The sequence below is a fragment of the Bacillus sp. YP1 genome, assembly GCF_000877815.1.
Classification (GTDB): Bacteria; Bacillota; Bacilli; order Bacillales; family Bacillaceae; genus Bacillus; species Bacillus subtilis.
The window spans coordinates 1765324-1791470 of sequence record NZ_CP010014.1 but is presented as its reverse complement, the minus strand read 5'-3'; the positions used below and the strand labels follow the sequence as shown (position 1 = coordinate 1791470).

At 40.9% G+C, this 26147-nt stretch carries 24 protein-coding genes, 1 pseudogene and 1 riboswitch; of the genes and pseudogenes, 16 read left to right on the top strand and 9 right to left on the bottom strand.

Features of this window, described 5'->3' with window-relative positions; all coding sequences use genetic code 11:
- Nucleotides 1-135 precede the first annotated feature (135 nt).
- The gene (locus QF06_RS08450; RefSeq protein WP_015714056.1) at nucleotides 136-1173 is read right to left on the bottom strand and encodes a polysaccharide lyase family 1 protein; all 1038 of its coding nucleotides are present in this window, start codon (nucleotides 1171-1173) and stop codon (nucleotides 136-138) included.
- Nucleotides 1174-1345: 172 nt separating this feature from the next.
- On the opposite strand from QF06_RS08450, the gene QF06_RS08445 reads away from it, so the two are divergent.
- Both QF06_RS08445 and exlX read left to right on the top strand, forming a co-directional pair.
- Entirely contained in the window at nucleotides 1346-2023 is a 678-nt protein-coding gene (locus QF06_RS08445; protein ID WP_043940135.1) for a YoaK family protein, read from the top strand.
- Nucleotides 2024-2292: 269 nt separating this feature from the next.
- Entirely contained in the window at nucleotides 2293-2991 is a 699-nt protein-coding gene (gene exlX, locus QF06_RS08440; protein ID WP_015714055.1) for an expansin ExlX, read from the top strand.
- A gap of 35 nt (nucleotides 2992-3026) precedes the next feature.
- On the opposite strand, the gene hpaB is transcribed toward exlX, so the two are convergent.
- The gene (gene hpaB, locus QF06_RS08435) at nucleotides 3027-4478 is read right to left on the bottom strand and encodes a 4-hydroxyphenylacetate 3-monooxygenase, oxygenase component (protein ID WP_015714054.1); all 1452 of its coding nucleotides are present in this window, start codon (nucleotides 4476-4478) and stop codon (nucleotides 3027-3029) included.
- A gap of 334 nt (nucleotides 4479-4812) precedes the next feature.
- On the opposite strand from hpaB, the gene QF06_RS08430 reads away from it, so the two are divergent.
- Nucleotides 4813-6498 (top strand): methyl-accepting chemotaxis protein, encoded by a 1686-nt coding sequence (locus tag QF06_RS08430; RefSeq protein WP_015714053.1) that lies wholly within the window; start codon nucleotides 4813-4815, stop codon nucleotides 6496-6498.
- A 115-nt stretch (nucleotides 6499-6613) separates the two neighbouring features.
- Here QF06_RS08430 and QF06_RS08425 read toward each other — a convergent pair whose 3' ends face one another.
- A complete protein-coding gene (locus QF06_RS08425) occupies nucleotides 6614-6907 on the bottom strand; it encodes a YozQ family protein (protein ID WP_014477001.1) in 294 nt (97 codons plus the stop codon).
- 43 nt (nucleotides 6908-6950) lie between these two features.
- Nucleotides 6951-7073, bottom strand: coding sequence for a hypothetical protein (locus QF06_RS08420; RefSeq protein ID WP_003241887.1), 123 nt, complete (start codon nucleotides 7071-7073; stop codon nucleotides 6951-6953).
- Nucleotides 7074-7321: 248 nt separating this feature from the next.
- Between QF06_RS08420 and QF06_RS22250 the strand changes: the two genes are divergently transcribed.
- From QF06_RS22250 to QF06_RS08395, 5 genes are all read left to right on the top strand, one after another.
- Entirely contained in the window at nucleotides 7322-7447 is a 126-nt protein-coding gene (locus tag QF06_RS22250) for a hypothetical protein (protein ID WP_257475318.1), read from the top strand.
- Between the two features lie 317 nt (nucleotides 7448-7764).
- Complete coding sequence (locus QF06_RS08410; RefSeq protein ID WP_038829997.1) at nucleotides 7765-8760, top strand: LacI family DNA-binding transcriptional regulator; 996 nt, start codon at nucleotides 7765-7767, stop codon at nucleotides 8758-8760.
- Between the two features lie 482 nt (nucleotides 8761-9242).
- The gene (locus QF06_RS08405; protein ID WP_038829981.1) at nucleotides 9243-10172 is read left to right on the top strand and encodes a sugar phosphate isomerase/epimerase family protein; all 930 of its coding nucleotides are present in this window, start codon (nucleotides 9243-9245) and stop codon (nucleotides 10170-10172) included.
- A gap of 17 nt (nucleotides 10173-10189) precedes the next feature.
- Nucleotides 10190-11356, top strand: coding sequence for a Gfo/Idh/MocA family protein (locus tag QF06_RS08400; protein ID WP_041849914.1), 1167 nt, complete (start codon nucleotides 10190-10192; stop codon nucleotides 11354-11356).
- Between the two features lie 39 nt (nucleotides 11357-11395).
- Nucleotides 11396-12850: a sugar porter family MFS transporter gene (locus QF06_RS08395; protein WP_080121382.1), complete on the top strand. Its 1455-nt coding sequence runs from the start codon at nucleotides 11396-11398 to the stop codon at nucleotides 12848-12850.
- A gap of 77 nt (nucleotides 12851-12927) precedes the next feature.
- Here the strand turns inward: QF06_RS08395 and QF06_RS08390 are convergent, their stop codons facing one another.
- Together QF06_RS08390 and QF06_RS08385 are read right to left on the bottom strand one after the other, a co-directional pair.
- Complete coding sequence (locus QF06_RS08390; protein WP_043940134.1) at nucleotides 12928-13248, bottom strand: hypothetical protein; 321 nt, start codon at nucleotides 13246-13248, stop codon at nucleotides 12928-12930.
- 108 nt (nucleotides 13249-13356) lie between these two features.
- Nucleotides 13357-15399, bottom strand: coding sequence for a molybdopterin oxidoreductase family protein (locus QF06_RS08385; RefSeq protein ID WP_041849913.1), 2043 nt, complete (start codon nucleotides 15397-15399; stop codon nucleotides 13357-13359).
- Between the two features lie 147 nt (nucleotides 15400-15546).
- Nucleotides 15547-15638: riboswitch (SAM riboswitch) on the top strand.
- A 96-nt stretch (nucleotides 15639-15734) separates the two neighbouring features.
- On the opposite strand from QF06_RS08385, the pseudogene QF06_RS08380 reads away from it, so the two are divergent.
- The 7 genes and pseudogenes from QF06_RS08380 to QF06_RS08350 all read left to right on the top strand — a co-directional run bounded on the left by QF06_RS08380 (nucleotide 15735) and on the right by QF06_RS08350 (nucleotide 23220).
- Nucleotides 15735-16758, top strand: a pseudogene (locus tag QF06_RS08380) (2-hydroxyacid dehydrogenase).
- A gap of 17 nt (nucleotides 16759-16775) precedes the next feature.
- Nucleotides 16776-18239 (top strand): FGGY-family carbohydrate kinase, encoded by a 1464-nt coding sequence (locus QF06_RS08375; RefSeq protein WP_032725875.1) that lies wholly within the window; start codon nucleotides 16776-16778, stop codon nucleotides 18237-18239.
- A gap of 93 nt (nucleotides 18240-18332) precedes the next feature.
- The gene (locus QF06_RS08370; protein ID WP_041849911.1) at nucleotides 18333-19577 is read left to right on the top strand and encodes an MFS transporter; all 1245 of its coding nucleotides are present in this window, start codon (nucleotides 18333-18335) and stop codon (nucleotides 19575-19577) included.
- A 395-nt stretch (nucleotides 19578-19972) separates the two neighbouring features.
- Complete coding sequence (locus QF06_RS08365; protein ID WP_041849910.1) at nucleotides 19973-20524, top strand: MarR family winged helix-turn-helix transcriptional regulator; 552 nt, start codon at nucleotides 19973-19975, stop codon at nucleotides 20522-20524.
- Nucleotides 20525-20539: 15 nt separating this feature from the next.
- The gene (locus QF06_RS08360) at nucleotides 20540-21478 is read left to right on the top strand and encodes an ABC transporter ATP-binding protein (RefSeq protein WP_041849909.1); all 939 of its coding nucleotides are present in this window, start codon (nucleotides 20540-20542) and stop codon (nucleotides 21476-21478) included.
- Between the two features lie 9 nt (nucleotides 21479-21487).
- The gene (locus QF06_RS08355) at nucleotides 21488-22234 is read left to right on the top strand and encodes an ABC transporter permease (protein WP_041849908.1); all 747 of its coding nucleotides are present in this window, start codon (nucleotides 21488-21490) and stop codon (nucleotides 22232-22234) included.
- Nucleotides 22228-23220: an ABC transporter permease gene (locus tag QF06_RS08350; RefSeq protein ID WP_049141141.1), complete on the top strand. Its 993-nt coding sequence runs from the start codon at nucleotides 22228-22230 to the stop codon at nucleotides 23218-23220. The genes QF06_RS08355 and QF06_RS08350 overlap by 7 nt, the downstream gene beginning before the upstream one ends.
- A 140-nt stretch (nucleotides 23221-23360) precedes the next feature.
- Here QF06_RS08350 and QF06_RS08345 read toward each other — a convergent pair whose 3' ends face one another.
- The 3 genes from QF06_RS08345 to QF06_RS08335 all read right to left on the bottom strand — a co-directional run bounded on the left by QF06_RS08345 (nucleotide 23361) and on the right by QF06_RS08335 (nucleotide 25083).
- Nucleotides 23361-23894 (bottom strand): GNAT family N-acetyltransferase, encoded by a 534-nt coding sequence (locus QF06_RS08345; protein ID WP_041849906.1) that lies wholly within the window; start codon nucleotides 23892-23894, stop codon nucleotides 23361-23363.
- Between the two features lie 43 nt (nucleotides 23895-23937).
- Nucleotides 23938-24708, bottom strand: coding sequence for a hypothetical protein (locus QF06_RS08340; RefSeq protein ID WP_043940133.1), 771 nt, complete (start codon nucleotides 24706-24708; stop codon nucleotides 23938-23940).
- A gap of 66 nt (nucleotides 24709-24774) precedes the next feature.
- Nucleotides 24775-25083, bottom strand: coding sequence for a DUF948 domain-containing protein (locus tag QF06_RS08335; RefSeq protein WP_038829988.1), 309 nt, complete (start codon nucleotides 25081-25083; stop codon nucleotides 24775-24777).
- A gap of 150 nt (nucleotides 25084-25233) precedes the next feature.
- Here QF06_RS08335 and QF06_RS08330 point away from each other — a divergent pair, with 150 nt between their 5' ends.
- A complete protein-coding gene (locus tag QF06_RS08330; RefSeq protein WP_015483302.1) occupies nucleotides 25234-25950 on the top strand; it encodes a 3-ketoacyl-ACP reductase in 717 nt (238 codons plus the stop codon).
- The last annotated feature ends 197 nt before the right edge of the window (nucleotides 25951-26147 follow it).

Here is a 26147-nt window from a genome sequence, read left to right as displayed (position 1 = left end):
GAAGTTATTGTGGAAAAGAACATATGCTTTTTAGTTTGACCGACGCTGGATCTTGATGGAATTACAAGGATCGCTTAAAAATAGCCTATAGTATAAAAAGAGGCACAGCGTTTTTAACGCATGGCCTCTTTTATATCAGTAGCCAAATACCAGAGTTGTACTTTGTGATCCGGCATATTTCGTGACAAATTCTTTTGTATATTCCGGCGTTTGGACACGATAGCTATAGTTTGACCCGGGATTCCAAGAAGTCAGCGGAGAGGTTTGCTTGTTGAGTGATGGATAGCTGCCTATGTCTTTGAAATAACCAGTGCCCTTGTCGTCAAGGATGCCGCCTTTTTCACTGCCTTTCCCAAAGTAATTATATTCGGAATATATTTTTGCTTTTGTAGCAATTGTAATCGCCTGGTTAAAATTATTGCTGTAATTGTTTTTAACATGAAAGTAACCGTATCTCATCAGACCTGGGCCTCTAACATACAAGTTCTCAAAATAATTATTGGCGATTGTCATGTGGGGGTAGCCGTCATATTGATGCTGAGAATCATCCGGGTATCCTAAAATCAAACCGTATTTATGATTCGCAAATTTTGAGTTGCTGATCGTGATATAATCTGCGGATTTTCCGATATACACGAGTTTGTCCAAATCGCTTCCGCTTGCGTTATAGCTATGACCTGAGAATGTGACGTGATCAATCCAATAGTTCATACCGGAATCTAAATAAAGCTGGATATCATTATTTCCGTTAATCTGCGGACTGTGTTCAAACGTTAAATTTTGAAAAATAACATTTCCAGAAGCTGATGAAGTTGTTAAATAAATATTTTTCAGCGTTTTTTTCGCGTAAGAGCCCACGAGTGTTTTATTTGAGCCAATGGTAACTGTTGTTTTCGCAGATGCGGAAAGATCATTTTGAAGCACTAAAATTTTCGGAGTGGATCCTCCTAGATGGGTTTTTAAATCATTTACGCTTTGGATGTAAACAATCTGCCCGTTTTTTCCACCCGTTGTGCCCGTTTTAGCGATGCCTTTTTCATTTTTGGCATTACCGGCAAAACCTAAAAGGCCATTTGTTGAGGTATTCGGAAAATCGACTGCACCTAATGCTTTTCCAGGCAAGAGAACCAAAAACAAGCTAAAGACGGTGAACCATAAAAAAAGTCGTTTCATCACAATATGCTTCCTTTCAATTTTAATTTCCTTGCGGGGATTATTATTACAGTTAATGGAAAGGAATGATAGGTTCTATCTTCCTAATTAATGTTGGGTTACTTAAAAAATAGAGATTGCGCCAAAAGAAGACATACTAACAATTGAAATAGAAGAAAGGATTGATACACCGTTGACTGCAGCAGCTTATCGAAACACCTTGCTATCACTTTTATGTTTAACAGCTGGAATCGTGGATGTAATCGGGTATTTAAGCCTGGGACATGTGTTCACAGCTAATATGACTGGAAACATTGTATTATTGGGGTTAGCTATCGGCAAATCCATTCAGGTCACTGTTTTTAATTCCTTGACTGCGCTAATCGGATTTATATGCGGCGTGATCATTGCTACATTGATGGTCGTAAAGGCGGAAAATACCCTTTGGCCTTCTGCTGTGACAAAAGCCCTCGCACTTGAAGCATTCATTTTGTTTGTCTTTGCTTGTCTTTCTTTTTACCGGGCATTTGTTCCTGTGCACATTCTAATTATACTCATGAGCATTTCTATGGGGATTCAAACTACAGCAGCAAAAAAACTGGGGATTGCAGGTATTTCTTCAACTGTGTTGACCGGCACTTTGGCTTCTCTTTTAGAGGATATATCCGGCCGTTTGTTTTTTAAGAAGCAAAAGAAGACTTTCTTAAGAGATACTGTGTTAAGAGCACTGGCTATTATTTTGTATTGTGTAGGGGCTATTATTGTTGCTCTGGCTGAGCCTGATTTTTATCACTTCATTATTTGGGTTCCGATTGTGCTGATCTTTGGCATCATGATGACAGCTAAGTTGAAACTGAGCGGGGAAAAATAGCTTTTCCTGTATAGCTGTTATCAGGCCAACAGCCTGTTTCATTTCGTTATTGAAGTGCGAATTTTGAGAGGGGAAAATAAGACATTTGGCTGAAGTGCACATTCGTTCATTTGTATTGGCTTTTTCATAAGTACCTACATTTGATATATGAATGATAGTGAATTTGCCTTAAAATCATCTATGAATCTATTTCCTCTTTCAAACCAGATGGATTGAGTCTTATAATGATAATGATTCTCATTTGAAGTCTGGTTTGAGGAGGACCAAATATGAAAAAGATTATGAGTGCATTTGTTGGTATGGTTTTGTTGACGATCTTCTGTTTTTCCCCGCAAGCTTCGGCAGCATATGACGACCTGCATGAAGGTTATGCAACGTATACAGGGTCAGGTTATTCAGGAGGAGCTTTCCTGCTGGATCCCATTCCTTCCGATATGGAGATTACTGCAATAAATCCGGCGGATCTCAATTACGGAGGAGTAAAAGCAGCACTTGCCGGCTCTTATTTGGAAGTTGAAGGGCCAAAAGGGAAAACAACCGTATATGTTACTGATCTTTATCCCGAAGGCGCTCGGGGAGCTCTTGATCTGTCACCTAATGCCTTCCGTAAAATCGGCAATATGAAAGACGGAAAAATCAATATTAAATGGCGTGTTGTCAAAGCCCCAATCACCGGCAATTTCACCTACCGGATCAAAGAAGGCAGCAGCAGGTGGTGGGCAGCAATCCAAGTCAGAAATCACAAGTATCCTGTTATGAAAATGCAATATGAAAAGGATGGTAAGTGGATCAACATGGAGAAAATGGACTATAACCATTTTGTAAGTACGAATTTAGGGACAGGTTCTCTCAAAGTCAGAATGACTGACATCCGCGGAAACGTTGTGAAAGACACCATTCCAAAGCTGCCTGAAAGCGGAACGTCCAAAGCCTATACAGTACCGGGCCATGTTCAGTTTCCTGAATAAAAATACGAAACAGCGGATCTTTTCCCGCTGTTTTTTCATTGTTCTGCATCTGCATGTAAAAATGTTTTAATCATGTTCAACTGCTCCTGCTTTGGATAACTGGTATACAGCCTGCTTGAAATCCGAATAGGATCTCCGAAAAAATATCTTTCGTAGTGAGTTTGTCTAGTTCCGAATGAACTCATTGTTAAATCCCATGCCAAACGGAAAATTTTCACACGTTCTTCAGCATTTGTATTGGTTGCTTGAAGATATTGGTCAAGATCTTCCCGTATCTCTGAGTCAAATGCATTTTCGGTAGGCAGTGTCACCATTCCGCTAGCTCCAATTAATTGTATGATTTCAGTAAATCGAGGATATAGCTTAGGAATGATCGTACTGATGACTTGAAGAGGAATTAAACAGGGGCGCATATAGCCGAATTCATCTAACTGAGCATCATTTTCCGATTTGTCAATGAGGGCTTTGATTGTTTCCAATCCCACAATGATTTCTGAGAGCTTTTCTTGGATGTGCTGATATTCGGAAACATTAATGGTGTCGACAAGAAGCTGTGCAACACCTAATAGAAATTCAATTTTTATCATTTGCCTAATGACAACCTGGTGAAAGGTAAAGGCATGAAAAGAGCTTTTTGTCATAAAATCTTTAGCTGCTTCCACATTATCGTAAAAAAACACACGATTCCACGGCACTAACACATGATCAAAAACCACAATTGAATCCATTTCTTCATACCTTGAGCTTAAGGGATGATTAAAGGAAGAGTCGCTTAATACAAATGATTCTCTTGTGATGAATTTTACGCCTTTTGTATTAGAAGGGATTGAAAAAGCATAAGCTTCATCTGTTTCAAAGAAAAATTTAGGCGCTGAAAAAACCAAGATTTCATCGGTCAATCCGCCTTGTGTTGCAAGCAGTCGTGCGCCATGAATCATTAAACCTTTTTCGGTTCTATCAATGACTTTAGCAGATATCGGTTTTTCACTTAGCCCAAAATAGGACTGTGACCGGTTCACTTGCGGAGTAATGAATGTATGGGTAAAAGAAAGGTCATGCTTAGCAGCTTGTTCATACATATCTAGTATATGTTCAGGAAAGCAATTCTCTTTATCTTTTAGAAGCTCCGCTGACGAAGCAAAGCTCATCATAACCGTATTCATGTAATCCGGACTTCTCCCCATCATTCCGTGAGTATGTCTAGCCCAATGTTCAATCATGGTCCTTCTTTTTTTCAAATCATTTTTGGTTTTAGGCTGGAGATAGGAAAGGCCGATTCGATTATGATCTCCAGGAAGGCAATAAGTCATTTCATGTATTAACTCATCCTTTGTTTGCAATTCATAAAGTGAGCTTTTTGTTTTGATTATTCCTTTAAATGCAGGATGCTCAGAAATGTTACCCTTTATTTTTTCGCCATCATACCATATTTCGTTTTCTAGTTTATTCAATCGGTCAATGAATTCTTTACCATTGATGATCCCCATTTAAGTTTCGCTCCTTCATATTATGCTGCGTATTGTATTATATTTTCGAGAAAACAGCCGGTTCAGCCAATTTGAGGTGGGAAAAGCCTTTTTTGTATGCCTAATAGAAAATGAGAATAAGAGTGACTTATACGACAAAAGACAGTCAATTTTTCGTGAAGCCTTTCTGAAGATTTAGAGCCGTAAAGAATTTGCTTATTCATATGAAAATAGCACTATAAAACTTGATAACACGTGTCGATATTATGGACATGAGCGTAAGCGAATTGGATTCAAACGCGCTTGAACATATTTTATTTCAGCCATTACATTGTGCGGAAAGGGAAAACGACACATGAAAGTGAAAACAAAATTGCTGGGGATTATATCAATATTAGTTGTTTCAATTATTGGAATTGGAGGCTCCTCAGTATTTATGATTTCTTCTACTGTGAAAAAGAATGAAGAACTTAAAGACAAAATGGAATTCCAAAAAGAGATAAAACACATCCAATATGAATTGACCGGGTTATCAAATGATGAAAGAGGCTTCTTGATTACCGGAGACAAAGAATACGACGAGGGTATGAAGGAAAAAGCAGACGATGTCTTAAAGAGCCTTGACCGGGTTAATGACTTGATTGATGAAGAGAAGTATCAATCCAATATTGAAGACATTAAGACAAGTTTTACTCAGTATAGAGCTTTGAATCAGCAGGTAGTAACAGCCTACTCTTCAAATCCTAAAAAAGCAGAAACCATCCATTTTGGAGAAGAAAGAACATTAAGAAAAGAAGTCGTAGATCCGGCTGTCAATAAGCTGTCTGATCGCCTGGATCAAGAGGTAGAGGATCTAAAGGATGAAATACAGGGCAATGGTAAAATGAGTCAATCGCTCATTATCATTGTCACAGGGATATCAGTAATATTAGGCATTGTTCTAAGCATAATGCTGTTAAAGTCCATTATGGTGCCACTAAGAAGCATAAATAAGCAGCTAGAGGAAATTGCTCATGGCGAGGCTGATTTAACCAAAAAAGTCATAGTGAAAAATAAAGATGAATTTGGCCAGCTTGCCAAATCTTTTAATTCTTTTACTCATTCATTATCTCAAATTGTGAAGCAAATCAGCAGTTCATCTGAACAAGTCGCCGCTTCCTCCGAAGAATTATCGGCAAGCGCGGAAGAATCGAAATCAACATCTGAACATATTTCCCGAGCCATGCAGATGGCTGCCGAAAGCAATGTGAAACAAAGCTCAATGACAGAAAAGAGTGCGGAATCCATTACTGAATTATTAGACAGTATATCATCTGTTGCTTCAAATACAGGGAACATAGCGGATCTTTCTTCTTCGATGAGAGACAAGGCTGAAATAGGCTCTAAGTCCGTCAACAAGATGTTAGATCAGATGAAATTCATTGATAAATCTGTAGATTCAGCCGGCAATGGATTACAGGCATTGGTAGCGAGCACAGCAGAAATCAGTGATATTTCCTCGCTTATCACGACGATTTCAGAGCAGACCAATTTGCTGGCCCTAAACGCAGCGATCGAGGCGGCCAGAGCCGGAGAGCAAGGAAAAGGATTTGCCGTGGTGGCTGAAGAAGTTCGGAAATTAGCGGATGAAACAAATAAATCAGCAAACCACATCCAATCGGTGGTAGCGACCATCCAAAACGAATCGATAGAAACGGTAAATAATATTAAAGTTGTTCAAGAAAATGTGAGCTCAGGTATTGTTCTTTCTCAAGAGACAACAGGAAATTTCAATGAAATACTGAACCTGGTGGAACAGGTCACTTCTCAAATACAAGAAGTTGCAGCAGCAACTCAACAGCTTACTTCAGGCGTTGAAGTGATTCAGCACACAGTTCATACATTGGCTGCTGGTACAAAAGAAACGTCAGCAAATACAGAAGCGGTTGCAAAATCATCAGAGGAACAGCTACATTCAATGGAGGAAATCTCCTATGCCGCAGAATCTCTATCTCAGTTGGCAGAAGAGCTTCAAACCGTCATTAATCGATTTAAATATTAAACAGGCTACTTACGTGCAACCCCCATCTTATTCGGTGGGGGTTTGCTACTTTTACTGTGGTTGTTTCTACAAACGGAGTTAACTGACTTCTTTTAAGTTAGCTCCGTTTGTATGGCTAGTCCAAATTTTGATCGATCGTTCCTTCAAAATAGTCATCGCTCACCTGTTCATGAGTTTCAGCCAATCCTTTTTCCAATTGCGTGCTTCCTTTATAATCTGAGGGCTCAAAGTATTTCCCGGCTACATCTGTTGTGTCATTTTTGTTTTCTTTGTTATGAGTTTGTGTTTCAGTGTTTACACTTTCTGTCTCAGTATTGCTGCTTATAGATTGCTGAAAATCATATTCCTTGTCTAATGAAGAAAATCTTTTATAATCATCAGGTCTGTCTGCACCGTTTTTTTGAGTCACTTTACTTCCTCCAGATTATTGATATTTTAGTGGGGGTAAGAACTTATTTCGTTCTTTTAGGATCAGAACCATGTTTTTTAGGATCATCTGCTTTAAAAGCTGTTTCAGTCTCATGGTCATTTCTTATTTGTTCAATACTTGAATTTTGAATGCCTTTCTTACTCATTGGTTTCACCCCTTTACGAAAAGTGTTGAAATATCAACTCTTCTTATTCTGTCTGTTAGGCAGGTATTCATTCGCTTTTTTTCGTTGACTCTTCCCCATTAGGAAAAGAGCCAGTTATGCCAGGCGTGCATTTGATTTTTGAAACCTTTTGTTAGTACATTGCGTATATGAAGAGGCTGTATAGAACTGGGAACAAATTTGTTAAGGTGAGTAACATTCTTTCTTATCATAAAGGGGAGATATGGGAGATGAGTCTGGTGAAAAATGGAGATTCGATAAAGGTTGTATTTGTGTTTCAAAAAAACGAACAGATTGAAGAAGTTGAGCTTAACTCAGCGCAGCTGTCTGCTTTATTACACTCAAAACAGGTATGAATCGAAACATTCAGCCAGAACCTCAAAATTGAAAACACCGTTTGGTCTTACGTCAATCGTCATGTATCTTTGCAAGTTTACTTAAAATAGAAAATGGTGTTTTGATTGAGAGGATTAGCAGCGATATTATTTGCTTAATGTGTCTTTATCCGTTAATGGGTTAGATAGGGGCTGGACAAGATATTGCAATGCTTCATAAAGTTAAAAAAGATTATTGAAATCTTCACAGTTATCTTTACAATAGCCTATATAGAGCGCTTTCCAAATCGTGCATTTTTTAGCTGGTTACTTGTATGGAGAAAGAGGTTTTTAGCAAAATGAAAACTACAATCTACGATGTTGCAGAAAAAGCCGGCGTGTCCATTTCAACAGTTTCAAAAGTGATCAATCATCAGCCGGTCGGGATGAAATCGAAACAAAAAGTGCTAGATGCCATGCAAGAGCTGAATTATAAACCAAGTGTGCTCGCTTCAGCATTAACAGGGAAACGGACTTCGACAATAGGATTTCTTTTACCGGACATAGCTAATCCTCTGATTGCAGAAATGGCACGGAGAGTAGAGGATCGGGCACACGAATATGGATTCAATGTCGTCATTTGCAGTACGGATTTCAAGTCAGAGAAGGAAGAGAGATACGTCTCATTATTAAGGCAGAAGCGTGTTGACGGGTTTATTTTAGCTGGGGGGTTTAGGAATAAACAGGTTATTCATGAGTTAATCAGCGATAACATTCCTGTTATCCTTCTTTCGGAATCACAGCCATACTCATCTCTTACAACGGTTACAGTTGATAATTTCTTGGGAGGGTATGAATTAACAGCATATTTAATTTCGCTTGGCCACTCAAGGATTGCGGTGATTGCAGAAGACAATGCAAGCAGCAGAGAACGAATTCGCGGATATTCACAGGCATTACAAGAGTCTGATCTTGATATTCACGAAGATCTGATTGTTGTAACAGATTCAACGGCCGAGTCTGCACAGTCTTTGGCCTCTTCATTATTACAATCTTCAAATCCGCCCACAGCTATGATTTGTTGTAATGATATCTTAGCAATTGGTGCGCTCCTTGCAGCAAGGGAGGAACATGTGTTGGTTCCTGAAGAACTTTCTATCACAGGCTTTGATAATACACTGATATCAAAAAGTAGTGATCCCCCTTTGACAACAGTTGAAGTGCCTGTGCAAAGCATGTGTTCACAGGCAGTGGATTTACTAATTGATGAAATAGAAGGAAAAGCCTCTGAAAAACAAAAAATTTTAGTATTGCCGAAATTAATTGTCCGAAAATCAACAAGCCGTTTTCATTAAAGACGTGTGTTCCAAATCAATAATATTTGTTTAGCAGCTGGAAAGTCCCCGCTGCTTTTTTGTATTTCACCATAGAATGACAAAAGGGAAGTAAAAAAAACTCAAAAAAACAACATTTATAGGTCGGAATATCCTTTTTTAAAGTGGAAGGTGTATATATATTGGTATACTGTTGATTATTTTCTGAAAGGAATTTCAAAAAAACGTTTACAAAATATATTGAATATTATACAATCAACTCACAAAATATAAAGCGCTTTCTATATGCAGGGATATAATTAGTAAAAAAGAAATCTATTTGCTTTTAAAAACGGAGTGTAAAGCGCTTTATATGATTTGTTTCCGGTTTTAGATAAAGTGCACGATTAAGAAGAGAAGATCAACTCGGAAAACCGAAATGAACGTACTTTTAAATCCAGTTAAAAGAAAGCGCTTTATTTTTTGGTTGCGATTCATAATTCATTTGATTAGAGGTGTCTTGGATGAGTATTCACATTGCTGGCGCGCCGTGCTGCTGGGGCGTTGACGATCCGAAAAATCCTTATCTTCCTCCATGGGAGAGAGTGCTGCAAGAAGCATCACAAGCTGGTTATAAAGGGATTGAGTTAGGTCCATACGGCTATATTCCGATGGATATCGAACGTGTCCAAGCAGAGCTTTTGAAAAACAATTTATCCATTATTGCCGGTACGATTTTTGATGATTTAGTATCAGAGTCGCACTTAGGAAATTTGCTGGAGCAAGTTGATGAGATTTGTTCTCTGATTACAAAACTACCTTTCTCTTTTCAGGATAAAGAGGAGCGCTTTCGCTTTTCACCTCCTTATTTGGTCCTGATTGACTGGGGGCATGACGAAAGAGATTATAAGGCGGGGCGTCCTGATCAAGCGAAACGGTTATCTAAAAAGGAATGGAACCGTATGATGTCTCATATTCGGACAATTGCGGAACGGGCGTGGAAGCAATATGGCGTACGAGCCGTCATCCATCCTCATGCAGGGGGATATATTGAATTCGAGGATGAGATTCAGCAATTACTAAAAGATATACCATACGATATTGCGGGGCTTTGTCTTGATACAGGACATTTATATTATTCAAAGATGGATCCGGAACAATGGCTGCGGGACTATGCGGACCGTGTAGACTATATCCATTTTAAAGACATTGATGAACATGTTTATCAACAAGTAATGGGTGAGCATATCCGCTTTTTTGATGCTTGCGCAAAGGGAGTCATGTGTCCGATAGGCCAAGGAATTATTGATTATGAAGCGATTTACAAGTTGCTAAAAGACATTCACTATCACGGCTATATTACGATTGAGCAAGAACGTGATCCGAGAAACTCTGATACTAGTTTAAGAGATGTCAGTCAAAGCCTTGCCTATTTAAAAAATGTTGGTTACTAGTGAGGGAGGAATCAAAAATGATTAATGGTGAAAAAAAGGTAGATAGACCGATACGCTGGGCAATGGTAGGAGGCGGCCGGGGAAGTCAAATTGGATACATTCATCGCTCGGCTGCCTTGCGTGATCATCACTTTCAGTTGGTTGCAGGGGCATTTGACATCAATCCGGAACGGGGAAAAGATTTTGGGATGAATCTTCATGTTACTCCGGAACGCTGCTACTTGGATTTCCAGCAAATGTTTGAAGAAGAAGCAAAACGAGAAGACGGTATTGAAGCTGTTTCTATCGCAACTCCAAACGGCACTCATTATGAAATTTGTAAGGCGGCCCTGAATGTCGGTTTGCATGTTGTATGTGAAAAGCCTCTTTGTTTCACGTTTGAAGAAGCAAAAGAGCTTGAGAATTTGGCAAAGAAAAAGAACAGAGTTGTCGGCATTACATATGGTTATTCTGGGCATCAAATGATTGAACAGGCGCGCCAGATGATCGCAAATGGAGAGTTGGGTGACATCAGAATTATTAATATGCAATTTGCACATGGTTTTCACTCAGATCCTGTAGAAATGAATAATACAAGCACGAAATGGCGTGTAGACCCGAAATTTGCCGGTCCGAGCTACGTGTTAGGAGATTTAGGAACTCATCCGTTATTTTTATCGGAAATCATGATTCCGGAACTGAAAATAAACAAACTGTTATGTACTCGCCAGAGCTTTGTAAAAAGCAGAGCGCCTCTTGAAGATAATGCTTATACGATTATGGAATACGATAATGGGGCGGTCGGCACGGTGTGGTCTTCATGTGTAAATGCCGGATCAATGCATGGCCAGAAAATTCGTGTGATCGGTTCCAAAGCAAGTATTGAATGGTGGGATGAACAGCCTAACCAGCTGCGTTTTGAAATACAGGGAAAACCTGTACAGATTTTAGAGCGCGGAATGGGATATTTATACCCGGAAGCATTACAAGATGACCGTATTGGAGGCGGCCATCCAGAAGGTCTATTTGAAGCGTGGTCGAATCTTTATTCCCGATTCGCTGTTGCTATGGAAGCTGCTGATCGAGGGAAAGAATTGGAGCACATGTGGTATCCAGGAATTGAAGCGGGTGTGGGAGGTGTACGCTGGGTGGAAAACTGCGTTCGATCCGCGGATAAAGGCGCAGTATGGGTGGACTATCAATAACATGTAGCGATTGTAAGTCCTTTTAAAAGGAGGAGAAAAATGGACCAGCGTGAAAAAATGGATACTGCAGGCGGAAATACCTCGTGTAAACATAAAAAATTTTTCCGCAAGATTACCATCATTTCTACATTCGGAGGCCTTCTCTTTGGTTATGACACTGGAGTAATCAATGGAGCGTTGCCTTTTATGGCACAAAGAGATCAGCTTGATCTAACTCCCTTCACCGAAGGTCTCATCACAAGTTCCCTCCTTTTCGGAGCCGCATTTGGCTCCCTGGCTGGAGGACGGTTAGCAGATCGTATTGGCAGGCGGAAAACCATCTTAAATCTAGCTTTCTTGTTTTTAATTGCTACGATTGGTTGTTCGTTCGCACCAAACACATCTGTTATGATAATCTGCCGAAGTTTACTTGGTCTTGCAGTAGGGGCAGCATCTGTCACGGTACCGGCCTTTTTAGCTGAAATGTCGCCAGCGGAACAGCGGGGCAAAACAATTACTCAGAACGATCTGATGATTATTTTAGGTCAGCTTCTTGCATTTACATGTAATGCAGTCATTGGTACATCAATGGGTGAATATGCGCACGTTTGGCGATTTATGCTTATCTTGGCAACACTGCCGGCCATTTTTCTGTGGTTCGGGATGCTTATTGTACCAGAGAGCCCGCGCTGGCTGGCATCGAAAGGGAAGGTGGGGGAGGCGTTCAGAGTTCTTAAGCATGTAAGGGAAGAAAATTGTGCCAAAGCTGAGCTGACTGAAATCAAAGCTTCAATCAATCGAGAGACTGAAATAAATCGGGCGACACTGAAAGACTTGTCAGTCCCATGGATTCGCCGACTTGTAGGTCTTGGAATAGGAATCGCTGTAGTGCAGCAAATAACCGGTGTTAACTCCATTATGTTCTATGGCACGCAAATTTTACAGAAAGCTGGTTTTGCCAGAGACGCAGCACTTGTCGCAAACATTGGAAATGGCGTTATTTCAGTGATAGCCTGTACATTCGGCATCTGGATTGTAGGTAAAGTCGGGAGGCGGCCTCTTCTCCTTACAGGACTTGCAGGCACAACAGCTTCTATTTTGCTTATAGCGATTTGTTCCATCACACTTCAAGGAACTCCCGTGCTGCCGTTTATCGTGATTGGCCTGACAATTACGTTCCTGGCTTTTCAGCAGTCAGCGGTATCCGTGGTTACGTGGCTCATGATTTCAGAAATATTCCCGCTCAGATTGCGAGGGCTCGGAATGGGGATTTCAGTGTTTTTCCTTTGGATGATGAATTTTCTTATCGGCTTAACGTTTCCTGTGTTACTAGATCAATTGGGGATGTCGTCAACGTTCTTCGTCTTCGTTGTTCTGGGGGCTTCTGCGATTCTTTACGTGAAAAAGTATCTGCCGGAAACAAAAGGTCGTACTCTAGAAGAGCTTGAAAACGACTTTAGAAGCAATCAAGGTGTTCGAAAAGCATCATCGGGCAAAGGAGAAATAAATATGTAAACGCTCTCTTTTATTATGATTAAAAAGGCGTTGCTTTTGAAGCAAGCCTTTACTTTCAAATGTTTTCCATTAAACAACTAGCAAATCCCGTTTTTCTTAATACTAACTTCATCCTGTTGCTTTTTGACTAATGCAAATATCCATTCTATTAAACTTTGTTTTTGCACATACTTTTTCCCGTTGATTTTAATGTAAGGCAGGTCTGTCATGTCTACGGCTAACTGTTTTGCCTCAGTTGTCGTTATTCCTAAAAAATGTCCGATGTAAAAGTAAATATCTCGTTCTTTTATAAGCAAGGTATCACTTTTTTCATATGCTTTTGGATGGTTCATCTGCTTTAAGCCTTCACCGATAAAATAACCAGCCAAAGCAACACCGATTCCTAAAAAAACGTCCATATGCATGCCTCCATTATGTCGATGTTATGTTATACGGGCTTGGTATACTCCGGGTTTCATTATCAACCAAAAAAAACCGCCAGAACATGATCTGGGCGGTTTTTTCGTTTATGCTTTTTCAATCTGCACGCGTCCTGAAAAAAAGGTGGCGCCGCCGCCCATATCGGACAATCGGTCTGGGGTTAGCGCGTTTACAAGCTGTTTTTTTCCTTGTTCATCCGCCCATAATCCTTGGCTGACAACGACACCTGGCAGCACTTGTTCTCCGACTGCAGCGGTCAGCTGGCATTCTCCCCGGCTGTTCCAAATTCGTACAGGTGCCCCATCAACGATTCCGTGTTCTTCAGCATCTTTTGTGTTGATAAAGAGCTTTGGCGTCTTTTCAAGCTTGATGTGTTTTTCATTATTGGAAAATGTTGAGTTTAAGAAATTATGGTTTGGCCCCGGAACATACATAAACGGATGTTCATTATCGGTTACAAGAGGTGTATATGTCGGTAAAGCAGGGAAGCCGTCTTGTTTCATTTGTTCTGAATATAATTCTATTTTTCCGCTTGGCGTTGGAAGTTCGCCCGGAAACAGTCGCTTTTCGCGTTTCGCTTTCATAAATGAATGCTTAGCAAGTGCATCGTAATCAATCTCTGCCAAATGTGGATTATCTGGATGGTCAAGCGCCTGGCGGATTAATTCTTCATCTGAATCTTTAAGCTCCTGGTCTGTGAATCCCATGGCTTCAGCCAGTAATCGGAAAACCTCAGTGTTAGACTTGCTTTCCCCATATCTCTCAATCACCGGCTGCTGAAGCTGAATGTAATGGTGCCAGTAGGAGGTGTAAAAATCAGTATTTTCAAAAGCGGATGTTGCAGGCAGTACAATGTCCGCATATGCAGCCGTTTCCGTTAAAAACAAATCATGAACCACAGTAAACAAGTCTTCCCGCAGCAAGCCCTGTCTGACTTTGTTTGCTTCGGGCGCGACGACGGCAGGGTTCGTTCCGTAAATAAATAGAGAGCGAATCGGCGGGTCTGTTTCCAAAAGCACCCTGCCAAGCTGATTCATATTAAACGACCTCGGGGTGCGCCCTTTCAATAAGTCGGGCCGCTGCAAGGCATTTGTGTTATATTCTAAAATTCCGCTGTTATGCTTAATTGCGCCGCCCCCTGTGTGCAGCCATTGGCCGGTGATCGCCGGAAGACAGGCAATCGTCCTTACAATCATCCCGCCGTTATCGTGATGCTGGGGTCCGTTTCCGATTCTGATAAAAGAAGGGGAGGTTTCCCCGTACATTTTTGCCAGTCGGTAAATATCTTCGGTACTGACACCGGTGATCGTCGATACCTTTTCAGGATCATATTGTTTCACGTGTTCACAGAGCTCTTCATAGCCAACCGTGTACTCGGACAGAAATGCTTCATCATGAAGGTTTTCTTTAAATAAAATGTGCATGATGCCAAGAGCAAGTGCACTGTCGGTTCCCGGTTTTATTGGGATAAACCAATCTGCAAGACGTCCTGTTTGATTTTTATGCACATCGATCACGACAATTTTGGCACCTTGTTTTCGCGCTTTTTGGGCGATCGTAATTTGGTGCATGTTTGTGCTGACCGCATTTATTCCCCAAAAAATAAATAGTTTTGTATGAATGGTTTCCTCAGGGTCGATTCCCGCGCTTATGCCCATTGTATATTTATAGCCTTCAGATCCCGCTTTGCTGCAAATCGTCCGTTCAAGCTGGCTTGACCCCATGCGGTAAAAAAAGCGGCGGTCCATTCCTTCAGCTGTCAATTTCCCCATATTTCCGTAAAAGCTGTAAGGAAGTATGCTTTCAGCTCCCTCTGCATCAATCAGCTGTTTCCAGCGGGAGGTGATCGTATCGATTGCCTCTTCCCAAGAAATCGGTTCAAATATCGCTTGGCCTTTCGCACCTGTTCGTTTGAGCGGTGTAGTCAGCCGCTTTTCATCATAGATGCGCTCCGTCATATTCCGGACTTTGTTGCATATGTTTCCGGCTGTGACAGGATGATCAGGGTCTCCTTGCATTTTTACGATTTTCCCGTCTTTTTTATGTATTAACAATCCGCACTGATCCGGGCAGTCCAGCGAGCAAACGGATTTGAAAATGCCGTTTTGTTGTGTGGCAAAAGATTTCATGGCCCAGTTCCTCTCTCTAGTTAGATATTTTGTAAGAATTATAACATTTCGGATGATAACGTCAATTCTGAAAAAAGAGATTGACATCAATCTGAGACTTCTTTATGATAAACGTATTCTTCATTCTGAAAATTACATACTCAACATTTTCTATCCAGAGAGGTGGAGGGACTGGCCCTATGAAACCTCGGCAACATTATTGTGCCAATTCCAGCAAGCGTCAGCTTGAAAGATAGGAAAGCAAGGTTTATACCGGCGTCTGCCTGTAACAGAGCGCGCCTATATATGAATCTCTTTCCATCTGCGGAAAGAGATTTTTTTTATGAAAAAATACGATGAAAAGGATGTTTTGCACCATGACGGTTTTGGTTACAGCACCGTACAACGAAGAAGGACGAAAAGAGCTAGAAAACTTGTTTGACTCAGTTGCTTATCAATCTTGGAAGGAACAAGGCCGGGCATATCGGGAGGATGAACTCATTCAGCTGCTAAAAGCAACAAATGCGACAGGCTTGATTACTGAACTTGATCAGGTAACAGACAGCGTATTTGCTTCTGTTCCCGAACTTTCATTTGTCGGTGTTTGCAGGGGAATGCCCTCCAATGTGGATGTGGCAGCTGCCTCAAAAAGAGGCATACCTGTTTTTTATACACCAGGGCGGAATTCCAAAAGCCGTTGCTGAAATGTTTATTGGAAATGTGATTTCCTTTCTGCGCCATACCAGCGCCTCGAATCAATGGCTGAAGGATGGAAAGTGGAACAGTGATTACCTGCAGGCTTATGTCAAATTTAAAGGAAATGAATTAACAGGAAAAACGGTTGGCATGATTGGGTTCGGGGCGGTTGGCCAAAGGATTGCAAAACTGCTGACTGCGTTTGACTGTAAAATAAATTATTACGATCCATTCATTCAAGACGATCATCCGCTGTATGAAAAAGTATCTCTTAAAACGGTGTTTTCAGACAGTGATATCGTTTCTGTCCATCTGCCTCGTACTGAGGAAACACTTGGATTTATTGATCGGAAGTATTTTGATCTGATGAAACAGAGTGCGATTTTCGTCAATACTTCAAGAGCAGTTGTTGTAAACCGTGAAGATCTTTTATCTGTATTAAAAGAACACAAAATCAGAGGTGCGATATTAGACGTTTTTTATCATGAACCTCCAGAGGAATCAGATTATGAATTGATTTCATTGCCTAATGTTCTGGCAACACCGCATCTCGCTGGAGCAACATTTGAAGTGGAGGATCATCACGTGACGATACTGAATAAAGCCCTCAAAAAGTGGAAGGGTGAAAAAACTCTTAATATTCCGACAATGTATAACAAGGACGAACTGAAAACAGGGGTATAAGAAAGGAGGCTAACAGAATGAAAAAACAAAAAGGCTATCTCGTTTTTGATATTGGCACAGGCAATGCGAGGGTAGCGGTCGTGAGTGTAACTGGCAGTGTTCTAACAGTTGAACGGGAGGACATCGTGTATTCCACAGAGACGCTTTACCCGGACAGCCGTTATTTTTCTCCTCAGGTGCTGTGGAAGCAGGTGATGAATTTGGCAAAACGTGTGCTATCCCGTTCGTGTGATATTGACATCATTGGTTTGACATCGACGAGTCAAAGACAGGGGATTGTTCTGATCGATCAAAACGGCGATTCTTTTCTTGGGCTGCCGAACATCGATAACCGCGGTCGAGAGTGGGAGGCGAGCATTCCCGATCGGGAAGAGATATACAGCCGCACAGGCCGCCTGCCAACCGCACTTTTTTCCGCGCTCAAGCTTTATGGATTAAAACAGCGCCAGCCCTCTTTATGGGAAAAGACTGCAAGCTTTACTAGCATCAGTGATTGGGTGACGTACCAACTGAGCGGAATATTAACATATGAACCATCACAGGCAACAGAAACCCTGCTGTTTGATGTGAAGCAAAACACTTGGTCAGAAGAGATGTGCGACATATTCGGCTTTTCTCCATCTATCCTTCCGCCTCTTGTAAGAGCGGGAACAGCAATTGGAACGATAGCAAATGAATATGCATCCGAATTAGGCCTTTCAATAAATGCTAAGGTTATAGCAGGGGGCGGGGATACACAGCTAGCTGTCAAAAGCACCGGAGCTGGACTTGAGGACATTGTCATTGTATCAGGGACAACAACGCCAATAACCAAAATTACTGCGGATCATGGCGACACAAAACATAAAGCCTGGCTGAACTGTCATACGGATCAAGGGCATTGGCTTGTGGAAACGAATCCGGGAATTACCGGCTTGAATTATCAAAAATTAAAACAGATTTTTTATCCGAATGAAACGTACGAAGTAATGGAGGAGGAGATTTCTGCACTTGCAAAAGAAGACCATGCATGTGTAGCGGCTCTCGGCTCTTATTTATCGGCTGAAAAGAATGCGTTAACGAGAGGCGGTTTTCTTTTTGATGCCCCGCTGTCAGCACATTTAAAGAGGGCACATTTTGTACGTGCAGCGCTAGAAGAGATCGCATTTTCAATTAAATGGAACTTTGACATTTTAACAGAGGTTACTCCGTTTGAACGTGACTATGTTTGGGTGTGCGGAGGGGGATTCCAAAGCAAAGCGCTCACTCAATATATCGCGGATCTTCTTCAAAAAAAGGTCTATGTCCAAGAGGGATATCATCAGGCATCTGTTGTTGGAGCTGCAGTCATTTGCAATGAAACCTTTCAATTAACGGAGGAGATGTCAGCAAATGTCCGGGTGATCGAACCGAAGGACTGTCAGACAGAATTGGCTTTATATGAGAAATGGAAGCAAACACAGCGCTTTTTTTCAGGTTCAGAAAGCAAAGTATTGATTTAAGGCGGCATTTTTGCTGTTTTGAGGAATCATTTAATTTTCAACTTTAATAAGGTAATACGGTAATGAATATAAGCATCTAAGGAGGAGACAGATATGTTGGATAAAATAGGAATACCGAAGCGGCTTGCCTGGGGATTTTTAGGGGTTGTTTTGTTTATGATGGGAGATGGCCTTGAACAAGGCTGGCTCAGTCCTTTTTTGATCGAAAACGGGCTCACCGTTCAGCAGTCCGCTTCCATTTTTAGTATATACGGAATTGCGCTTGCCATAGCTTCCTGGTTTTCGGGTGTATGTCTCGAAGCATTTGGCGCAAAACGAACGATGTTTATGGGGCTGTTGTTTTATGTGATCGGTACAGCTGCTTTTATCGTATTTGGATTTGAACAGCTGAACCTGCCAGTGATGTATGTGACTTACTTCGTAAAAGGGTTAGGTTACCCGCTTTTTGCTTACTCTTTCTTGACATGGGTCATTTACAGAACACCGCAAAGCAAACTGAGCACTGCTGTCGGCTGGTTTTGGATTGCATATTGCCTCGGCATGTTTGTGTTCGGCGCTTGGTACTCAAGCTACGCGATCAAAGCGTTCGGTTATTTGAATACGCTTTGGAGCTCTATTTTCTGGGTATGTCTCGGTGCATTTTTTGCATTGTTTATCAATAAAGACCGTTTTGAAAAGAAGAAAAGAAAAAGATCAGAAACAGCCGAGGAGCTTTTAAAAGGGGTTACGATTCTATTTACAAATCCGCGCGTGCTTACAGGCGGAATCATCAGAATCATCAACAGCATTGGTACATATGGTTTTCCAGTCTTTTTGCCGATGCACATGGCCCAGCATGGAATTTCAACCAATGTGTGGCTGCAAATTTGGGGAACGATTTTCCTGGGGAACATTGTGTTTAACCTTATCTTTGGTATTGTCGGCGATAAATTCGGCTGGAAAAATACTGTTATTTGGTTCGGCGGAGTCGGCTGCGGCATTTTCACCCTCTTATTATACTACGCACCTGTTTTCTCCGGCGGAAGCTTAGCGGTTGTCAGCGTGATCGGCTTTATTTGGGGCGGTTTGCTGGCAGGCTATGTGCCTATTGGTGCAATTGTGCCGACGGTGGCAGGAAATGATAAAGGGGCAGCCATGTCTGTATTGAATTTGGCTGCAGGTTTATCAGCGTTTGTCGGCCCCGCACTCGCTTGGCTGTTCATCGGTCTCGTCGGCGCGCAAGGTGTCGTCTGGATCTTTGCGGCCCTTTACCTTGCAAGTGCGGTCTTGACAAAATGTATTCATATACCTGAGGAAAAAGCAGTTAAGGAGGAATCATCTCCTCAATATGCATCTTAATTAGAAAGCGCCCAATTTCCGGGGCGCTTTTTATCATTTGTTCAGCAATGTAAGGATTTCCGATACGGAATGACGCAAAAATGATTGATCTGGACGGGATTTCACCATCACAGTCAGCCGATAAGAAACAGAATATAAGTCTGAACCGTTTGTTCCACGTTAATTTCACGTCTTAACTCGCCCGAATGTTCTCTCAAAACAGATTCATAACGCTTTATTCTTCATTGAATTCTCGTTGACGAGCCATCAACATTATCTCTTTCTGAATCGATCAGTATATTACTATTCTATGAATTATCGAGGGATTCTAAAGAAAAATAGACAACATATTGACAATACAGTGAGAAATGTTATGATGAATAGACAATAAGTTGTCTATTCAAGGAGGGAACATTGTGGATTATTCTAAGGAACTGAAAGATTTATTTTTAATGCAACAGTCTTACGCTACACTTTTTTCCACATTAAACAAAATCCAATCACGCGGAGACGATTATTATGAAAGCTTAACGTCGAGGCAATTTATGACGATGGTTGCCATACTGCATTTACCGGAAGAGGAAACGACATTCAACAACATTGCAAAAAAATTAGGCACTTCAAAACAAAACATCAACAGACTTGTCAGCGGTATTGAAAAAAGAGGTTATGTCATCACTGTACCAAGTAAACACGACAAGCGTGCAGTTAATGTGAAGATTACTGATTCAGGAAAGCGTGTCATGGAGGAATGCGGTGAAAAAGCGGTGTATTTTATGGCCGATCTATTTAAAGGCTTTTCGACGGAAGAGCTGGAAACATTGTGGATTTTATTGAAGAAACTGTACAGTTTTGATGGAGAAGAACAGGATGGTTTTGAAGAAGACGCTGCTGATTTTGACATTGAACAAAATCGAGACAATTTGAAAACAAATTTATTGCAGGAATTCGCAAAACGGAGAAAGTAAAAAGGAGAACCAACTATGAACAACGTAGCAATAGTAGAAAACTTGAAAATGCAGTATGAAAACAAAACGGCAGTAGATGGGATTTCGTTCGAATTGAGAGAGGGGGAAGTGCTTGGCTTACTAGGTCCAAATGGTGCAGGAAAAAGCACAACCATTCATATTTTATCAGGAGTATTGTCGGCCAGTTCCGGAAACGTTTCGATATTGGGCCATAGTGTGAAAAAAGGGTCAAAGGAAATGAAGAAAGGCATCGGGATTGTGCCTCAAGATATCGCGATTTATGAGGAGATTTCAGCTGAGAAAAATGTTCGTTTTTTTGCCAGTCTTTATTCTCTTAAAGGAGAAGAACTGAAAGCCCGAGTCAAAGAGGCTTTGGAGCTCGTACAGCTATATGAACGGAAAGATGACAAGCCAAAGACGTTTTCAGGCGGGATGAAAAGAAGATTAAACATTGCGTGCGCCATTGCCCATCAGCCGAAACTGATTATCATGGATGAGCCCACGGTAGGAATCGATCCGCAATCCCGGCATCACATTTTGGAATCGATAAAAGAGCTGAAAACAAAAGGCGCAAGCATCATTTACTCTACACATTATATGGAAGAAGTCGAGGCGATTTCAGATCGTATTATGATCATGAATGAAGGAAGAATTATTGCCAATGGAACAAAAGAAGAGCTGTACAGAGAAGTCAATAAAGAAATAACATACGCTTTTCAACTGGCGCATGTTCAGCGATTAAATAAAAACTCGATTAGAGAAATCATAGGAGTGACAGGAGTTGATTTCTCTGACCATCAACTAAATGTTACCGTTCAAAAGAACCAAGATCACCTGAGTGAAATCATATTAGAATTGAGTGCCCAAGGCTGCAGCATCCTAAACATGAACAAAAAAGAGGCATCGTTAGAAACGGTATTTTTAGAGCTGACGGGAAGAAATTTAAGAGATTAGGAGAGCAAAATGAGTTTGTTAAAATTGATAACATTTGATTTTATGAATATTTTAAGGAATCCGGTTCTTGTAATAGCCAATACGGCCTTTCCTTTCGTTCTCATTCTGGTCATGGGCTTTGTTACGAAAAGCAGCTTTGGAGCAGGCGGGGTAAGTTCTTATGATTATTACGGAGTGAATATGATGATTTTCACTGCAGCTCTGATTGCTATGACGACCTCTAATACGTTTATGGAGGAAAAGGTGAAGAAAGCGAACCTTCGTATTGTGTATGCGCCGGTTTCGACAACTAGTATTTATCTTTCTAAATTACTATCAACCTTTATATTCAGTGTCATTATGTACAGCATGAATGTGTTGATAGCCCAAACGATTTTTCATTTGAACTTTGGAGGACAATATCTTACGTATTTCATGCTTTTATTGTATGTATTTTTATTTTTCGGTTGCTGTTTAGGCACAATGTTCTGCAGTTTGTTCAAGAATGAAGAACAGGCGAATGGGATTATGCAAATTCCGATAGCTTTTTTTGTTTTCTTTGGTGGCGTATTTTTCGGAATTCATAGATTTGGAGATACCGTCAATCAGATATCGATTCTTTCTCCGATTAAATGGGTAACAGAATGTTCATTTCGTCTCATTTATGATCATGATTTCAGTATGCTGCAGCCTGTTATGTCAGGACTAATATTGGCTTCAATCATTTGTATTGCCGTTTCTCATGTTGTATTTAAGCCGGAGGGATATATATGCTGAGTTTATTCCAAAACAGGTGGGAGCGAATCCTGACCAAAAAAGACATTATTATCATTGCATTAATCATTATCCCTCTGATGATTGGCGTTGCGATTATGTTTTCCGGGAAGCCGGTTTTCAAAGAAACAATCGCTTTTGTTACAGAACTGGACGAAGTTCATCATTTGCCGAGTGATTCTGCATTTAGAGTGGTAACGGTAGATCAGAAGCCGAAGTTTTCTGATCTGATGTTAGGGAAATATGCAGCCATTGTAGAAAAAAATCAACTTGATTACAAAGTAACCACGTTGAAAAGTAAAGCGGATCAAAAAATGATTCAGCAATTTTTTGAGACTGGAGAAATGCCAGGCAGCTACCGAGGAGAGGATGAATTAAGGACTGAACGGGGAACGGGAACGAATATATTAGGCTTTATCATGATGCTTGTATTGATGCAAGGTGTGGCATTAGCTGCGTTATATCCAGAAGACCGGATGCTCAAAACCTTCAAAAGGATTTTAGTGTCTCCCGTGCATGTGGGGAAATATTTGTTGGTTCAGTTTATCTTTACTTTTTTATGTTTATACATACCCACTTACTTGGCCATCCTAATTACAAATGTACTCTTTCATGCTGAAATTGGTTTCCGTTTAAATATTCTTGCTGGGTTACTGGGTGTTCTTACAGTGCTTGCAACAGCATTCGCTATCTTTATGGCTTCTGTGATGGATCGAAACATCAGTTTGATGACGAGTGGTATCAGTGTGATCACGTGTGTATTGTCAGGCTGTTTTATTTCTTTTGCTCCACATCATCCAATATTAAATGCCCTTTGTGCGATACTGCCACAAAAAGCGTATATGACTTTCATTCACGGGGTAGAAATGGGGGATTCAATGTGGGAATACAAAACTCAGGTTATTTATATTTTGATGTGGTCGGCTGCGTTTTGTTTCCTTGGGGATTTTATCACAAGAAGAAGAACCAATAAAGGGATTTATGAATAGGGGAAAAAAGTTATTAGCATTGTTTTAAGAGATGAAAATCTTGTAGGGATTGATCAAGAATCAAAACGTCATAGCTGATGCAGGTCATGAATCGGACATTTTAAAGGAAAAGGGATGTTGCACAGACCAAGAGAATGCCGTCATTCTCTTGGTTTTACAATAGAATACACATTTGTATCATATGGAGTACCATTTTGATACATGTACTGTCTTAAAACACCTTCTTTTTGAAACCCCATTTTTAGAAGCAGACGATTTGATGCATCATTATCAGTAAATACAACTGCGCCAATACGCGACAGTCCAAGGGCAGAAAATCCGTAAGATACGACCTTTGAAATGACTTCTGATGCAAAACCGTTTCGCCAATGCTCCGGGATGATTTCATAACCGATTTCCGCGCGCCTATGCTTTTGGGCCAGAGCGTGAAAGCCTATTGTTCCGATCAGTTCTTTAGTGTCCCGTCTTTCAATTCCCCACCGTATACCGCGTTTTTCTTGATAGAGGGCAGCAAACGTTTGAATCATTGAAATGGCCTGTTCTATAGATTCCATGTTTTCAAGCCCATAATAGCGTGTCACCTCATCGTTTGAGAAACAAGCAAAAATGCCTTCCGCGTCCTGATCTGTGATTTGCCTAAGTATAAGCCGATCCGTTTCTAATATAGGAAACATTCAACCACTCCCCACGTTTGTGTTTTTGTTTATCATATCCCTTTTATTTCCTCTTTTCTATAGCGAAATCAACCAATGCAGCAAAGGAACGAATTTGTGTTTCTAGTTGCTCTTTGTTTTTGCTGAATTGTTTCAAACGATGGCCGTTCGCGCCTGATGGATGGGGAAAGCCGTTAAGGCAAATCAAATTCTGGAGGCTGTGCTGTCTGATCAATGTTTCACACACTGTTTCGGCCGCTTTTCCTAACGGAATGAGAAGTGCTGGTCCCGTCACATGATTAAGCTCCGCAGGGAAGTGCCCAAAAGCATAGGTGCTTAGGGTAGGAGAATGAGTGATAGCCGGTTTGTATCCGGTATAGTTTTTTTGCTGGATAAAGACAGGATATTTAATAACGGAGGTTGTATGGAGCATATGCCGTAATTCTCCAAAAAGCTTTGCGGCGCTTTGAATGCCAAAAGCTTGCGACAGCCCGCATAAATCCAGCATGGTGATAAGGTTATGTCTCATCGACCCGGAGAAACCCGCTGCTATTTTTGTATCTACCGCCATTTGCTCAAGAGTGCGGCCTCGCCGCAGACTTTCGACTGCTGTTTCGTACGCTGTTTTCATCTGGGAAAAACCCGGCGTGATCCCGGCAATCACAATCGTAGCAGTCCGATTGATATATTCATTATGAGGTGAATAGTAGATGTCAAGTTCATTTTCTTGATGGAGATGAAATGGAGAAATAAATAAATCCGACTTTGTAAGTGAAGAGGGAAGAGAATGTAGTTTTTCTGCGAACTCCTTTAAGCAACTGTGGTTTACAATCATGCGAAAGCCTCCTCAAAAAATGATATCCCATTGTCCATTCTGATCGAAACAACGGGATATCATTCATCATGACCTGCTATTTAAATGACCAGCCTGCCACACCTCTTTAACAGCTTTAGGAACTTTTTTCACTTCAGCTGCGGTCTGCTGAAACATGTATTTTTTTATTTGGACATCCTGCTGAATCTTCTTTTGTTTTTGCGTCAGCAGCTCTGTTTCTGTTTTTAATCCTTCGATTTGTTTTTGCATAGCCTGCGTAACAGAGGAAAGCTCCTTTAGTGCAGGGTCCATTTTTTTCTTGTTTTGAATCACGTTAACTCCTAAGAAGATAATAGAAACTGCTAATACTGCAAGACTGATATAAACTATAATCATATGTTCACTCCTTTTCTTATGTCATTACCCTGTATCCGTTTTTTTAATCAGAAGAAATGATATTTACACAGTTCGTTTGATTTGCGTATTGGATGTATTGTACTTATAATGTGATATCGTACATATGTAAACAAAGAAAGGGTGCTTCAATTGCAAAATTTACAACATAAAACTGCACTAATCACAGGCGGAGGCAGAGGAATTGGCCGCGCTACTGCTTTGGCGCTTGCCAAAGAAGGCGTGAATATCGGGTTAATTGGCCGGACTTCCGCTAATGTAGAAAAAGTGGCTGAAGAAGTCAAAGCGCTTGGTGTAAAAGCTGCATTTGCTGCTGCAGATGTAAAAGATGCCGATCAGGTTAACCAAGCTGTAGCTCAAGTGAAGGAACAGCTCGGTGATATCGATATTCTCATTAATAATGCCGGCATCAGCAAATTTGGCGGTTTCTTAGATCTGTCAGCCGATGAGTGGGAAAATATTATTCAAGTCAACCTAATGGGTGTGTACCATGTCACGCGCGCGGTGCTTCCGGAAATGATCGAACGCAAAGCCGGAGACATCATTAATATTTCGTCTACAGCGGGTCAAAGAGGAGCTGCTGTAACAAGTGCTTACAGCGCTTCTAAATTTGCCGTTCTCGGGTTAACAGAGTCTCTTATGCAAGAAGTGAGAAAACATAATATCAGAGTCAGCGCGTTAACGCCGAGCACTGTCGCTAGTGATATGTCTATCGAATTGAACTTAACAGACGGTAATCCTGAAAAAGTTATGCAGCCTGAGGATCTTGCTGAGTACATGGTGGCACAATTGAAATTAGATCCTCGTATTTTCATCAAAACAGCGGGATTATGGTCAACAAATCCTTAAAAATGAAAACCTGTCTTTCGACAGGTTTTTTTATTTGAATGAAATCCGTACCGGTAAAATGAAATATGTAAACCCTGGCAATCGTTTAAATTGAAGATAGCAGTAAATGCAGGCTATAATAGAACTAAGAAAACTATGTACCAAATGTTCAGTTGAAATTTATTTTTTCCGCTACACCTATAATCAGTAAACATGAA

Coding starts and splice junctions, on each gene's coding strand:
- QF06_RS08450 (WP_015714056.1), bottom strand. CDS start 1,173: ATGAAACGACTTTTTTTATGGTTCACCGTCTTTAGCTTGTTTTTGGTT.
- exlX (WP_015714055.1), top strand. CDS start 2,293: ATGAAAAAGATTATGAGTGCATTTGTTGGTATGGTTTTGTTGACGATC.
- hpaB (WP_015714054.1), bottom strand. CDS start 4,478: ATGGGGATCATCAATGGTAAAGAATTCATTGACCGATTGAATAAACTA.
- QF06_RS08430 (WP_015714053.1), top strand. CDS start 4,813: ATGAAAGTGAAAACAAAATTGCTGGGGATTATATCAATATTAGTTGTT.
- QF06_RS08420 (WP_003241887.1), bottom strand. CDS start 7,073: ATGAGTAAGAAAGGCATTCAAAATTCAAGTATTGAACAAATAAGAAAT.
- QF06_RS22250 (WP_257475318.1), top strand. CDS start 7,322: ATGAGTCTGGTGAAAAATGGAGATTCGATAAAGGTTGTATTTGTGTTT.
- QF06_RS08410 (WP_038829997.1), top strand. CDS start 7,765: ATGAAAACTACAATCTACGATGTTGCAGAAAAAGCCGGCGTGTCCATT.
- QF06_RS08405 (WP_038829981.1), top strand. CDS start 9,243: ATGAGTATTCACATTGCTGGCGCGCCGTGCTGCTGGGGCGTTGACGAT.
- QF06_RS08400 (WP_041849914.1), top strand. CDS start 10,190: ATGATTAATGGTGAAAAAAAGGTAGATAGACCGATACGCTGGGCAATG.
- QF06_RS08395 (WP_080121382.1), top strand. CDS start 11,396: ATGGACCAGCGTGAAAAAATGGATACTGCAGGCGGAAATACCTCGTGT.
- QF06_RS08390 (WP_043940134.1), bottom strand. CDS start 13,248: ATGGACGTTTTTTTAGGAATCGGTGTTGCTTTGGCTGGTTATTTTATC.
- QF06_RS08385 (WP_041849913.1), bottom strand. CDS start 15,399: ATGAAATCTTTTGCCACACAACAAAACGGCATTTTCAAATCCGTTTGC.
- QF06_RS08375 (WP_032725875.1), top strand. CDS start 16,776: ATGAAAAAACAAAAAGGCTATCTCGTTTTTGATATTGGCACAGGCAAT.
- QF06_RS08370 (WP_041849911.1), top strand. CDS start 18,333: ATGTTGGATAAAATAGGAATACCGAAGCGGCTTGCCTGGGGATTTTTA.
- QF06_RS08360 (WP_041849909.1), top strand. CDS start 20,540: ATGAACAACGTAGCAATAGTAGAAAACTTGAAAATGCAGTATGAAAAC.
- QF06_RS08355 (WP_041849908.1), top strand. CDS start 21,488: ATGAGTTTGTTAAAATTGATAACATTTGATTTTATGAATATTTTAAGG.
- QF06_RS08350 (WP_049141141.1), top strand. CDS start 22,228: ATGCTGAGTTTATTCCAAAACAGGTGGGAGCGAATCCTGACCAAAAAA.
- QF06_RS08345 (WP_041849906.1), bottom strand. CDS start 23,894: ATGTTTCCTATATTAGAAACGGATCGGCTTATACTTAGGCAAATCACA.
- QF06_RS08340 (WP_043940133.1), bottom strand. CDS start 24,708: ATGATTGTAAACCACAGTTGCTTAAAGGAGTTCGCAGAAAAACTACAT.
- QF06_RS08335 (WP_038829988.1), bottom strand. CDS start 25,083: ATGATTATAGTTTATATCAGTCTTGCAGTATTAGCAGTTTCTATTATC.